13 protein-coding genes are annotated in these 13,211 nt (G+C 48.6%); 5 read left to right on the top strand and 8 right to left on the bottom strand.

The genetic code is table 11. From position 1 onward, the window contains the following. Positions 1–40: 40 nt before the first annotated feature. From RF679_RS05120 to RF679_RS05110, 3 genes are all read right to left on the bottom strand, one after another. Positions 41–1,234: a phosphoglycerate kinase gene (locus tag RF679_RS05120; protein ID WP_309483138.1), complete on the bottom strand. Its 1,194-nt coding sequence runs from the start codon at positions 1,232–1,234 to the stop codon at positions 41–43. A gap of 595 nt (positions 1,235–1,829) precedes the next feature. Further along, positions 1,830–2,159: an AzlD domain-containing protein gene (locus RF679_RS05115; protein WP_309483137.1), complete on the bottom strand. Its 330-nt coding sequence runs from the start codon at positions 2,157–2,159 to the stop codon at positions 1,830–1,832. Then, entirely contained in the window at positions 2,152–2,952 is an 801-nt protein-coding gene (locus tag RF679_RS05110) for an AzlC family ABC transporter permease (RefSeq protein WP_309483136.1), read from the bottom strand. Before RF679_RS05110 ends, RF679_RS05115 begins: the two co-directional genes overlap by 8 nt. Before the next feature lie 404 nt (positions 2,953–3,356). Between RF679_RS05110 and RF679_RS05105 the strand changes: the two genes are divergently transcribed. From RF679_RS05105 to RF679_RS05090, 4 genes are all read left to right on the top strand, one after another. Further along, the gene (locus RF679_RS05105) at positions 3,357–3,554 is read left to right on the top strand and encodes a zinc-finger domain-containing protein (protein WP_309483972.1); all 198 of its coding nucleotides are present in this window, start codon (positions 3,357–3,359) and stop codon (positions 3,552–3,554) included. Positions 3,555–3,675: 121 nt separating this feature from the next. Further along, positions 3,676–4,107, top strand: coding sequence for a YybH family protein (locus RF679_RS05100; RefSeq protein ID WP_309483135.1), 432 nt, complete (start codon positions 3,676–3,678; stop codon positions 4,105–4,107). Between the two features lie 13 nt (positions 4,108–4,120). Then, positions 4,121–5,077 (top strand): hydrolase, encoded by a 957-nt coding sequence (locus RF679_RS05095; protein ID WP_309483134.1) that lies wholly within the window; start codon positions 4,121–4,123, stop codon positions 5,075–5,077. Further along, the gene (locus RF679_RS05090; protein ID WP_309483133.1) at positions 5,070–5,693 is read left to right on the top strand and encodes a DUF2946 family protein; all 624 of its coding nucleotides are present in this window, start codon (positions 5,070–5,072) and stop codon (positions 5,691–5,693) included. Before RF679_RS05095 ends, RF679_RS05090 begins: the two co-directional genes overlap by 8 nt. Here RF679_RS05090 and RF679_RS05085 read toward each other — a convergent pair. After that, the gene (locus RF679_RS05085; protein WP_309483132.1) at positions 5,648–7,414 is read right to left on the bottom strand and encodes a M48 family metalloprotease; all 1,767 of its coding nucleotides are present in this window, start codon (positions 7,412–7,414) and stop codon (positions 5,648–5,650) included. The genes RF679_RS05090 and RF679_RS05085 overlap by 46 nt on opposite strands. A 140-nt stretch (positions 7,415–7,554) precedes the next feature. Between RF679_RS05085 and moaC the strand changes: the two genes are divergently transcribed. Continuing rightward, the gene (gene moaC, locus RF679_RS05080; protein WP_309483131.1) at positions 7,555–8,100 is read left to right on the top strand and encodes a cyclic pyranopterin monophosphate synthase MoaC; all 546 of its coding nucleotides are present in this window, start codon (positions 7,555–7,557) and stop codon (positions 8,098–8,100) included. A gap of 58 nt (positions 8,101–8,158) precedes the next feature. Here moaC and RF679_RS05075 read toward each other — a convergent pair whose 3' ends face one another. The 4 genes from RF679_RS05075 to tfpZ form a co-directional block, all read right to left on the bottom strand. Then, a complete protein-coding gene (locus tag RF679_RS05075) occupies positions 8,159–9,817 on the bottom strand; it encodes a tetratricopeptide repeat protein (RefSeq protein WP_309483130.1) in 1,659 nt (552 codons plus the stop codon). 15 nt (positions 9,818–9,832) lie between these two features. Beyond that, positions 9,833–10,126 carry a hypothetical protein gene (locus RF679_RS05070; RefSeq protein WP_309483129.1) on the bottom strand — a complete coding sequence of 98 codons (294 nt, stop codon included), beginning with the start codon at positions 10,124–10,126 and terminating at the stop codon, positions 9,833–9,835. A gap of 128 nt (positions 10,127–10,254) precedes the next feature. Further along, positions 10,255–11,982: a PglL family O-oligosaccharyltransferase gene (locus RF679_RS05065; RefSeq protein ID WP_309483128.1), complete on the bottom strand. Its 1,728-nt coding sequence runs from the start codon at positions 11,980–11,982 to the stop codon at positions 10,255–10,257. A gap of 236 nt (positions 11,983–12,218) precedes the next feature. Beyond that, positions 12,219–12,983: a TfpX/TfpZ family type IV pilin accessory protein gene (tfpZ, locus tag RF679_RS05060; RefSeq protein ID WP_309483127.1), complete on the bottom strand. Its 765-nt coding sequence runs from the start codon at positions 12,981–12,983 to the stop codon at positions 12,219–12,221. Positions 12,984–13,211 lie beyond the last annotated feature (228 nt).

The raw sequence follows: 13,211 nt of genomic DNA, 5'->3' as shown, positions 1-13,211 counted from the left end.
TTGGACTTTCTTTTTTCGACGTTGAGAACTACACCTGCACCTATGCTGCCGCTCTTTGCAACAAAATCTCAACCGCTGGCAATGTCTTACCTTCCAAGAATTCAAGGAAAGCACCGCCGCCTGTGGAGATATAACCGATCTTGTCGGTAATTTGGTATTTCGCAATCGCTGCCAACGTATCGCCACCGCCTGCGATGGAGAAGCCGTTCGACTCTGCAATAGATTCTGCCAGCACTTTGGTGCCGTTACCGAATTGGTCGAATTCAAACACACCCACTGGGCCATTCCACACGATGGTTCCAGCTTGGCGAATTTGCGTTGCCAAGGCAGCCGCTGTTTGCGGGCCAATATCCAAAATCATGTCATCATCAGCCACATCGGCGACCGCTTTAACGGTAGCGACCGCGCTCGATGAGAATTCTTTAGCACACACGACGTCAGTTGGAATCGGCACCGTCGCACCACGAGCAGACATCATGTCCATAATGGCTTTCGCTTCTGCCACCAAATCTGGCTCAGCCAAGGATTTACCAATCTTCAAACCGGCTGCCAACATGAAGGTATTCGCGATACCGCCACCAACGATCAATTGATCCACTTTCTCAGCCAAGGATTTCAGAATCGTCAATTTACTGGAAACTTTAGAGCCCGCGACAATCGCCGACAAAGGGCGCGCTGGTTGACCCAAGGCCTTACCCAAGGCATCTAATTCAGCGGACAACAAAGGACCTGCGCATACTACTTTGGCGTACTTCGCGATGCCATGCGTGGTTGCTTCCGCACGGTGTGCGGTACCGAATGCATCATTGACATAGATGTCGCACAATGCAGCCATTTTCTGCGCCAGGCCATCATCGTTTTTCTTTTCGCCTTTATTGACACGGCAGTTCTCGAGCAAGACCACTTGACCAGGTGCGACATCAACGCCATCGACCCAATTTTGTATCAACTCGACGCTCACACCCAATAATTCAGACAAACGTTTCGCCACTGGTGCCAGGGAATCTTCTGCTTTAAATTCACCTTCAGTCGGACGACCCAAATGCGATGTCACCATGACCGCAGCGCCTGCTTGCAAGGCTTGTTGAATCGCAGGAATTGAAGCGCGAACACGTGTATCTTCAGTGATATTGCCTGCGTCATCTTGTGGCACGTTTAAATCAGCACGAATAAAAACACGTTGACCTTGAAGTTGATTAGCTGCGATCAGATCGCTCAGACGATTAAATTGCATGTTTATGACCGTAAATGATGGAGGATTCGAACTCGTTCGTAATGATCATTGCCGATTGAGCCATGCGCGCTATCTGCGCTTGTCGCTCGACAAAACTAAAAGGCAAAAAACCACTACACGGAAAGTCTTTACTGCTGGCACTGCGGGAATATCCGCAGACGCTGAGAAACGCCGAAGCTTACTTTTTGAGTGGCACGGGCAATTTTCTGTAAACCCAGCATTTTACCAAACAGTGAGGGTAGTTTCAGCGTTTTTTATCAGAAACTAGGGCGTCATCGATCATGGCATTTAGTTAAGTCCGTGCGACATAGACGTCTATTTTGCGATGAAATAGATCAAGCACCTATGACCAATAGAGCCACAACAAAGCCACAACAGAGCCAAAAGTGAGCCACTAGATTCCCGCCTCCACGGGAATGAGAGAACAAATACGAAATCGAAGCGGCTTTACCATGCCCGCCAATACGAATGTAGTGAGAACTCTTTGAAGACTGTTGAAACACGATGAAGGTGCGACCGAATACACCAAGGGACGGACATCAATAAAGGGTTGGTTCATTCGCGCCGAAGGTCTCAAAATACCAAAATAACAAAACTAAGCAGGAAAATACAGCCTTAATCCCGTATAAGTCGCCATTCCAAGCACAATTGTCGTTAACATGCTGCGACGCCAAATGAAGAAAATGGTCGCCACGATACCCGCCAAACACTTGGGATTGTCCAAACTAAAATCAATTTGATTACCATTCACGAACATATCCGGCACAATAATCGCAGCCAAGGCACAGGCTGGTGCGTATCGCAAGGCCTCTTGCACTCGCTTAGGCAATTGGATGTGATGGCCTACCAACCAAAAAGCACTACGGTCAATGACAGTCGCAACTGTTAAAAAAATGATTACAAGCCAAATATCGAGATCACTCATTTCCGTCTCCCTTGGCGTCATTAGTAAGCTCTGCATCATTAGTACGCTTTGCATCGTTAGTGATCGCTGCGGCCAAACCATCACGACGTTCAAAATACTCTTCGAGGAACATGGCAAACCCCATGCCTAAGACCACCGCCATTAACAAGCCGAGTTTGTAAGGCCATTGAAAACTCAAGATTCCGACCACACTTGCCAAAACCACACCGCCGATTGCAGCGCGGTTCTGCACCAGAGGCACCATCACACATAAAATCGCCAGAGTTCCCGCAAAACCAAGGCCCCAGTGCGTAGGAATCTGACTCCCTAGCAAAATACCGACAATCGAGGCCGCCTGCCAATTCAACCAGTTCGGCACTACCAAGCCCTTTAAGAATTCGCGTTGCTCGATCTCTTGTGTCGTGTTTTGCCACATGTCGGGATAACGATTCATAAACAGCGCTACCGTGATATCGCCACTGAAAAAACCAAGCACCAAGCGCTTAAACCAGTGCAAATGCGCAAAGCGCGGCGCAATCAAGGCCGACATAATCAAAAAGCGTAGATTAACGATCAAAGCAGTCACGAAGATCACCCAAATCGGCGCTTGCACTGCCATCAAGGGCAATGCCGCCAATTGCGCAGATCCGGCAAACACCAGCAAAGTCATACCCAATGCTTGCGGCAAAGTCATGCCCGCTTTAATCATGGCAACGCCGACCACCAAACCCCAAGCGGCCATGCCGAATTGAGACGGCATACTCAAACGTACGCCCTCTTTAAATGCGGGAGAGTGCCAAGCAATGAATTTCATGCCAATACCATCAGAGGGGACGAAGCCCACATAGAAAAATTCCTAGGGAACCAAGATAAGAGATGGTCAATGTGTGTAAGCCCCACACTTCACATCTCAACAAACTTGCTCTATTGTAAGGCTTTATGAGCTGGACTGCCGCATTCGCAGGGAAATAAGCTCAGGTTTGGGCCTCCGATTGTGATGCCACATCGAACGCAAACACCACGCCTACGCTTGAAACGATTACATCAGATTCACTCAAGCGTCATGGAATCCGTTAAAATTCGGCAATCTTTCTGTACATTCGCAATACTCCGAAAAATGCGGTCTGGGTCCATTCGAACAGGCTCTAGTCAACTAGTTAGGATGGCGTCACATGACCACGCAACCTGAGCTGAATTCGGAAAACACCGGAGAATATGATGTCAAACAAACCAAGTACTGCCCCAGTTGAATTGCAAGCTAAAGACCTACCTGCCCATTGCCCTAACCCTGCAATGCCGTTGTGGTCTTCTCATCCACGCGTGTATTTGGATCTTTCACATGGTGGTAGCGCCACTTGCTCTTACTGCGGCACGACTTATACTTTGGCGCCAGGTACCGTAATCAAGGGTCATTAATCCCTTCCGCTATACCTGAGATGCCAAAAATCTGAGACTCTGGTACTTCGCTACTTACATAGCGGGACTGCGGCTTTCACCCAATGACAGCACGACGGTTTCGCTTTCACATCGACAAAGTATGCCTGCAAAAAAACAGTTCAACGGTACGGCGGACGATCTTGAAGTCGCTTTCTATGATGCGATCTCACGCGGCGACATCGAAGCCTTGATGGCATTGTGGGCAGACGATGACGAGATCGTCTGCGTGCATCCGAATGCGCCACGTCTGATCGGACATGCGGAAATTCGCGCCTCGTGGGAAGGCATTTTCGAGAATGGCAGCGTGCATATTCACACCACGCAACTCCACGCTTACCACAACCTGATGAGTGCGGTACACAGCGTGATCGAAACCTTCCACGGTGGCGTTGAAGCTGCCGAAGATGTCCACATCATTGCGACCAATGTCTACGTCAAAACAGCCAAAGGCTGGCGTATCGTGACCCATCATGCGTCTGTCGCCGCTGGCAAAGCACCGCCCGACCTTTTTAAAACCGGCGTGCTGCATTAATTCACTCGAGCACATGCATTACTCTTCACCTTTCTGGCTGCCTGGTGGCCATCTACAAACCATCATTCCAGCCCTGTTTATGAAGAAGCCTGCGCTCGAGTTTAGACGCGAGCGCTGGCATACACCCGACAATGATTTCATTGATCTCGACTTCATTGATGGCGAAGTGGGCAAACCTTTCTTGGTGCTATTTCACGGCTTAGAAGGATCGAGCGATAGTCACTATGCACGGGCGACGATGGACGCGGTGCGCGCTCGCGGTTGGTCTGGCGTGATTCCGCATTTCCGTGGTTGCTCCGGTGAGCCCAATCTAGCACCACGCTTTTATCATTCCGGCGATTCCGCTGAGATCAACTGGATTTTACGACGACTGCAATTAGACTGGAAAGCACGCCACCCGCAAGCTAAGTTCTATGCTGCAGGCGTCTCTTTGGGCGGCAACGCCTTACTACGTTGGCTAGGCGAATCCCAACAAAGTGCAAACATCGTCGATGCAGCGGTGGCGGTTTCCGCACCACTCGACTTGACCAATAGCGGTGCAACTTTGTCGCGTGGATTTAATTGGGTCTACACACAAAAATTTTTGCAGACACTCAAACCCAAATGTCTTGCTAAATTGAGCCAATTCCCGGGACTCTTCGACAAAGACAAAATGCTCAGTGCGCGCAACTTGTTTGAGTTCGATAATGTCGTCACCGCCCCGGTCCATGGCTATCGCGACGTGCAAGACTATTGGCATCGTGCCAGCGCACGCTTGGTCATCGATGATATTCGCGTTCCGACCTTGATTTTGAATGCAAAAAACGATCCCTTCTTGCCAGCCCGCTTTTTACCAAGCTGTCAGTCTGTGTCCGTGCAACTGGAATATCCAGAGCATGGTGGTCACGTTGGCTTTGCCCAAGGCCCCTTCCCTGGCCGCCTGACTTGGCTGCCGCAACGCATCATGCAGCACTTAGAACAACATGGATGAAATCGTTAAACTCGCCATGGCCAGGTGGCCAAAAGTGCCGCACTGCTATGGCTGGTTAGCGCTCGACGCGCGTGGTCAATGGCGCATGCGCGATGAACGAGCGCAGGCTCTCAACTTACCAGGCGACCCGATTCGTAATCTCGCCCTACAACAGTTCATCAACCGTAACTACGACGTGGATGCCGAAGGTCGTTGGTATTTTCAGAATGGCCCGCAAAAAGTCTATGTCGATCTCGACTGCGCTCCTTACATTGCGCAACTGTTGCCGAGCCAAGAGTGGCGCCTCCATACCGGACAATTGTTGAAGGCACCGCATTGTTTGTATTTGCTCGATGATGGAAATCTAGTGCTAAGGCATGAGAAAATTTTGGCGCAAATCGACGATCGAGATCTCAGTCAAACACTGGACTTGCTCTTAGTCGATGGCAACAAAGCACAAGACGAACAGTTGAATGCGCTCTTTGACGCTGCTGATGCTTTTCTGCAAAAACATCAGGTCGAACTCCTGTGGCAAGGAGAGCGTGTGCCTTTACACCTGAGTGGCTTGCCAGCTTTGATGCAAGAACTTGCTTACCAAGCGCAGGCGCGCCCAGAACAAAGCGGCCAAGTCGATTGATCGATACTCGGTTGACGTTGCTCGCTATTGCGCTTCTTTGTCTTGCTTGAAGTGCCGATCGCATCACTTGGGTTGGAGTCTAAACCTGAGCTTGAACGTGAACTCGAACTAAAGTTTGTGCCGATGCCGCCAGCGGCATCCGAGCCGTGCGTCGAAAACTGAAAACTCAAATTCGAACCACGATCACCACGTTTCTTCTCAGCCTCGATCTCTTCTTTATAGCGTTCTTTCCATTCACGTTCATAAGCGTCGATCACCGACAAATCATAGTACTTCACGTCCTTCGCCGCGCGCGCGATTTCTAATTGCTGCAGAGCGCCAGGCACGGCACCTTCGATCACATAGGCCTCAGCCAAAGCGATGTGCTGCAAAGCCTCTTTGCCCTGCGCCGCATAGGCCTTGGCCAATTCATGCTGCAAACGTGCATCGCGGCGATACAGAGAAATTTGGTCGCGCAAAAAATTTTCAACTTCTTGGTATTGTTTCGCAGCGATCAGCACTTCAGCGTATTGATACACCATGCCGCGTGCTAGCGGCAGATCGCGCAAAGCTGCCTTGGCTTTACTCAAAGCCTGTTCAATTCGACCGGCACCGAGGTCAACATCGATGGCGAGACTGGCAAAAGAGCTGGTTTCTTTCAGCCATTTTTTTTGTTTCGGGCTCGCCTCGATATCTTTCACTAATTCGTTTAACAACGACTCAGCTTGTTTATATTCGGCCTTTTTGTAGGCAATAAACGCTAAGCCATAGCGGCCCGCTAAGCGTGACTCCTCATTGCCATTCTTAATTTGATTTTCAAAAATCGTTTTCGCATCGATCAGCCCTTGACCTTTCATGTCCTGCAAAACGCGCACGCGCGCTTGCATCAAAAAGAAATCAAGTCCATCGACACGTTGTTTATAGCGCTCACCGAAGAGGCGCCCTTGAATATCAGCCATACGCTCAGTGGTTAAAGGATGGCTGCGCAAATAAGCTAATCCATTATCACTATAATTTCTCGAAGCGTGCTGCATGCGTCCGAAGAATGCAAACATGCCCGAAGTATCAAAGCCGCCATCTTTCAAAATCTGAAAACCGATGCGGTCAGCCTCGCGCTCCGCATCACGACTGAAGCTCAATTGACGTTGTATGCTTAATCCCTGCCCGCCGACAACCATCGCCATCGCCGCATCGGGACTCGATTTCGCAGCTAAAGCTGCCAGCAAAATCGCTGCCAAGGGGATCAATACGTCCTGCTTCTGTTGGCCAATCATACGGGCCACGTGACGTTGCGAGACATGTCCAATTTCATGCCCCATGACCGAGGCTAACTCTGATTCGGATTGCGCTGCCAGTAGCAGCCCCGAATGAAAACCAATAAAGCCTCCAGGAAAAGCAAACGCATTGAGCACAGGGTCGCGCACTGCGAAAAATTCGAAATCATAATTTTCCTCACCGCGTGCATCGGGCCGTTTGTCGAGCAAACTATTGCCCAGCTTAGTGAGATATTCTGAGATCGGGCCGTCTTCCATGTAGTCAGGATCGCGTCGAACCGACACCATCACTTGCTCACCTAATTTTCGTTCCATAATCGGTGACAAATCGGCGCGTGCTGTATCGCCTAGATTCGGCAATTTTTGTCCCTGCGCCAGGGCCGGCTGCGTCGCGACGATGCCAAGCGAAAGTACGGCACCCATGAGCTGGGTCAAGACAAAGCGAAATTTCGAAAATTCTTTTTTCACGGTGATATCATCACAGGTCAATGAGGTCTGATCACATCCCATCACGACTATAAGCCGTCAGACCATGTTTTTTGCTACTGGGATCTTAATTAGACATTATCTTACCGCACAATTGTTTTTTTGATGATATGACTCAAGCCATGGCCAACAGTTCAACAGATTCGAGCATTTCCGAAACAGGATTGACCCACTTTGATCAACAGGGTCAGGCCCACATGGTGGATGTCGGTGGCAAACCCAATACTCACCGCATCGCGATCGCCAGCGGCGTGATTCAGATGCAAGGTGAGACATTAAATGTGATTAAGAACGGCACGGCAAAGAAAGGTGACGTTCTTGGTATTGCCCGCATCGCGGCAATCATGGGCGCAAAGAAGACAAGTGATCTAATCCCACTTTGTCACCCACTCGCATTGACACGGGTTCGTGTTGATTTTGAGCTCGATGACAGCACACACAGTGTGACTTGCGTTGCACAAGTCGAGACACAAGGACAAACTGGGGTGGAGATGGAAGCACTGACCGCAGTTCAAATAGGCCTCCTCACCATTTACGACATGTGCAAAGCCATCGATAAAAGCATGGTCATGCACTCAATCTATGTGGCTGAAAAACGCGGTGGCAAGTCGGGTGATTGGAAATTTGAGGGGCCAACGCCGACCATTCAGTCTGATAGCGCCCGCTGAAGCATCTCAGAGCGTGCACCGCTTAATTTTTTACTCAGTGCTTCACTCAATGCTTCTCTCAGTGCTTCGCTCCCATGAGCACTTTTAAGGCGGTTTTCACCTCGGTGATGGTCTCTTGCCAAGGGCGCCAAACGCCCTGCCTAAACAAACGCACAGAATCATACCAAGGGCTCTTGTCGCTATTCAGCATCCAACGCCAATCGGGTAAGAACGATAGTAAGACCCACGTCGGCTTACCCATTGCTCCAGCTAGATGCGCGATGGAAGTATCGACGGTCACAATCACATCCATCAATTCCACCAAAGCCGCACTATCGGTGAAATCCCCCACTTCATCACCATAGAAATGCACATGCTTCAACTCTGCCAATACGGCTCTTTCTTCGGCGCTTAGATCTTTCTGCAATACAGTGAATTGAGCCGGAAGCTCAAAAAGATCGCGTATCGACTCAAACGGAATCGAGCGCATATGATTATTGACATGATGAAGATTGCCCGACCACACCACACCTATACGAAGTCCGATTCCTTGTTGCTTAACCCTGCCACGCCACTTTTCTAGACTCGGTGCAGGACAACTCAAATAGGATTGCGCACTCGGGATGTTTGCCGTCGTTAGATGTAATCCCACTGGCAAACTCATGAGCTCGCAATAATAGTCGAACGGTGGCAAAGGATCGTCATTACGCAACAGAATATCGACGCCTGGGACCTGTCGCATCAACTCCATCAATAAAGGTAGTACGACGAAAACAACGCGGGCTCCTTTTTCCTTTAATACTGGGATCAAGCGACAAAATTGCAAAGTGTCACCAAAGCCCTGCTCGGACAGAACCAAAATCGTTTTACCCTGCAGATCCTGACTACCATCCCAGATTGGCTTATCAGTTTTGAATTGAATCGAAGCTAAAGCAGGTGTTTTCCAGCGCCACTGAAATTGACGCCAGCCACGTTCAAATTCACCACGCTGCAATCTCAACATGCCCTCTTCAAAATTTGCATTCACATGATCTGGTTGCAGTGACTGAATGTGAGAGAGATGCTCCAGAGCTTCGTCAAACAAAGCCAAAATCATGCAGCTGACAGACAAGTTGTAACGCAATTCGACTGAGGTGGGTAACTGCGCAATCGCTTGTAGATAAACGTCGTGCGCTTCTTGGTAATGACGTAGGTGTAGATGAATGTTACCAAGGTACTGCAACATCCCGAGATGTTGAGGAAACTCTTGCAAACCTCGCTCAAGTAATTCAATCGAATCGCTGCCACGTCCAAGCTGGAATAGTGCGAATGAAAACTCAAGATAGAGATGTTCCTGATGTGGGTCTAAGGCGAGAGAGCAACGAAACAATTCCACCATTCGTTCCGCTTGGTTTTCCTGCGCCGCGATACTACCCAGCATATAGTTCACATCAGCCAACTGCGCATCGAGTTCGAGCGCCTTGGTGAGATAGTGCTTAGCCTGACTCAGATTACCTCGTTCTCTGTAAAGAAAACCCAGCATCGTCGCCGAGCGCACGTGTTGAGGATCTTGACTGAACACCTTGAGAAACTTCTCAAGCGCCGATACCGTATCGCCGCGTTCAAAGCTCGTTTGGGCGTCTTGATAAAGCTGCTCAGTCGACACTGCAAGTGTCTTGCTTGTGCCACCTTCATCGACCGGTTGAGGATGAGATGAAGGATCAGCGGGACTCAGTATTTGGCGTAAGAACTTAAACATGAACGACGAAAGCACTTATAGGCTAGTGAGCACTAAGTGCGTCATTTCATTGACGAATTCTGCCTCGAATTTTTCTTCGAGTAAACGCCATTTAAACGTATTACCGAGTTGTGCCTTTTGGTACAAATTGAGTTTATTATTCTTTTTAAACTCATCAATTTTCCACAACATACTCGCAATCACTTCACTGCGTTTCTTGACAAGCTTGTCGCTTTTACCGGCATTATCACGAGGCATTTTCTCGATCAGCAAATCTGCAAGTTGATTCGCAAATTCCTTGGCCTGTTGTGCATTAAACCATTTAAACATGTGGCTTTTCCATTCCCATAAAACGCGTCAATAAAAAAGATAAATCAGTAAGATAGATAAGCAAGATAAACGAGCAAAACAAACGAGCAAGATAAATCATTTCCGAGTGCAGATGCGTCGCACCAGGATTAATCATTCATGAAATCCCTTTTTGGCATGCTATTGAAAACCTCCACATAGCGTACATCTTGCTTTGCCAATTGCTGCCAATAATCATAATACTCAGGGTAGTAAAACGGATGAATGCGAGACAAAGTGCGCATCGTAGCAATCGCCTGTTCTGGTCTTCCATTGAGCACATACACCTCGGCTAACTTACTCAGCACATGAACATAGCCGAAGCGCCGACTCGTATCACGTAAAAATAAGATTTCATCTTCCGACATGCCTGCTTGCGGCGTCATACGCATCACGATGAAATAGGCGTAATAGTCCGGCATCAAAGTAAAATCTGGACGCCGAATTTTTTTCGCATCCAATTTTTGATAATCACTCGTTTTCCGAAATTCCGCAAACCCGTCCACTACGCGATGATAGTCAAACACGACAAAAGCACTGAATAACAGGCCAAGTATAGCGCCTCTTTGTAGGAACGATGCCGAGAAATTCGCTGGCTCACCCTGCCACGCCATTCTATGGGCCAAGCCCGCCAAGATGAACAGCGGAATCATGACGAAGGCATACCACAGTGGAAATTCCACCATGCTATGCACTCCAACCGCGAAAAAAAACAACAGGAAAAATCCAATTTCAGGCAAGTCCCGCATCGCCCGTTTGGAAAACGACCGCCACAGCCACACAGCGAGAGCGCCGAAAAAGAGCACGGCAAACGGCAATCCCAATTCAGCAGCGAAGTTCAACATAAGATTGTGCGAATGCTCGGCATAAATCGTCGGCGTAAACTGCCCACCGATATCGACCTGCGCGGGCCCAAACCCAAACCACCCCACCCCCAACCAAGGATGAGACGCAATCATCGCGAGAGCTTGTTGCGCCAAGATCGTTCGTTCAGAGCGGCCACCAATTCGCTCAATGACGGAGCCACTTGAAAAACCAATCCAGCTCGAAATTTGCGGTAGATTAAACACGAGTAGAGCATATAAAACAATCAAGCCCAAGATAGCGATAATCGATTCACGTTGCCGTCCAACGAAGCCAGAACCTGTCATCAGGCCAAATAGGGGCAAAATAATCCATGCAATTCGGGACTGGGTCAACGCAAGTCCCCAGATCAAAATGGCCGAGAACACGAATGCCAACCCACCATGCAATTTCCGCTGCTGTCGCAACCACCAAATTGACGCTAAACCAAAACACAAAAGCAAAGCCAACTGATTTGGTTGCGCAATATTGGCGAACGGCCGTACCCCACTCACACCTTGCGTCGGAATGTACATCACAAATGGGCGCCAATCCCACCCCAAAATTTGTATGGTCTCCATACCTGCCGAAACCAAGGCTGCAACAAGATGGGCGATAGCAATACCCGTGCAGAGAGCCTGCCCTTGTAGAGATTGCTCACCAAACCGTGCCCCAAAAAAGATTGCCAGGATGCCCAATACCATAAACATCGACGGGTAGATGATTTGATGCACTTGAACCTGCTGCATCAAGAGCTGCAGCACAAACATCATAAGCAGAGCTAGCAGGCCATAAATCAAGCGCGGCTTAGCAACTTTAGCGCTCCACGTCGACTGCGAAAAACCGACTACGCATGCCAATAGCAAGGCCCAGACGATCGCCAATTCGTTGTAGAAGGTCCGAAACGGATGGACATGCGACGAAATCAAATTTGCAGCAAGTATGCCGATCGCCAAAATGACAATTGACAAGGATGCGCGAGTGACAAGCAACATCTCAAAAACTCTCAATGTAAAAAAAGTACAGGGTAGATCACACAAGCGAGGCATCCATTTTTTATGCGTCGACATTGATGTATCAATAGTGACACTTCTATTTTTGCCTCTCGATTGTGAGACCCATAAAAAAACAGACCGTCGCAATCAGTCGGTCTGTTCTTTATTGAAATCAAAATGATCTATGTTGATGAACAACGATCACTGATGATCAAAATTAAGCTCGTATCATCTCACTACAGAGAGCCATCGAGCAATATGTATCCAACAAAAGCACCATTTTCTTTGTTGATCAGCAAAGTAAATATCCCTTGTTTAGATAGGACTGGGAAAAATCCAATGTTCTGCAACTTCACACCAGCTTTTGCAGCAATCTGTTCGAGCTCAGACTTCGCATCAGGGTAACGCTCAATCAGTAGATCGACCTTCTTCGCAATGTCTTTGATGCGCGCCTGCTCTTTCTCGTAAGGGGACCAAAACTCTGGGCGCATACCGATATCACGGCCCTCTAGGGCGATGAACAAAGCATCCTGCTCCTCTTTATGGGTAAGGACGCGCGTGCCAATCAATTTCGGGCCTGTCCAAGACAATTCACCTAAACCTGAGCTCGCTTTCTTGAGTTCTTCAAGACTTAAATCACCAGCACGAATGGCTCTAAAGCGACTCATTTCAAACACCACAGCGACTGGACGCGAGTCTGATACCGCATTCACACCATACACCAAGGCGCATAACTGCAGTACACCAATCACGATAAAGTCGCCGACCATCAAAACTTTACGTTTATGAGGATCAAATGCGACCATGGTCAGCATTGGGCCTAAGACCAAATCAACCCCGGTTACCAACAAAAATAACTGCAAGCCACCACTTGCGAACCCGAAAGGATAGGGATACCACCAAAAAAAGACTATATAGCCGACGGAAAGCGCCACAAGAAGAGAACAGAGTAAATGTACTCCCATCGCCTTCAACTTCGAACGTAGCAACGCTTTATTCACTTTTTATCCTCCACTATTGAAATATTTGTGTATCACAGGACTACCAACCTTTATACACACACAAGGCAATTATCCCCTTAGCGCACAAATTTGTCGAAAACAGGCACATTGGCTGCCAATTTTTGTCACTCAAATTTCTCCATGCCATTTTTTGTCAATTTTAACGAGCAAAAATCGTACACTCAAGCGGCACAAAATCATCATTTTTGGGAATTCTAAAACTTTCAG

The sequence above is a fragment of the Undibacterium cyanobacteriorum genome, from assembly GCF_031326225.1.
Classification (GTDB): Bacteria; Pseudomonadota; Gammaproteobacteria; order Burkholderiales; family Burkholderiaceae_D; genus Undibacterium; species Undibacterium cyanobacteriorum.
Note: the sequence above shows the minus strand (reverse complement) of the source record. Positions and strands in the feature narration are given on the sequence as shown.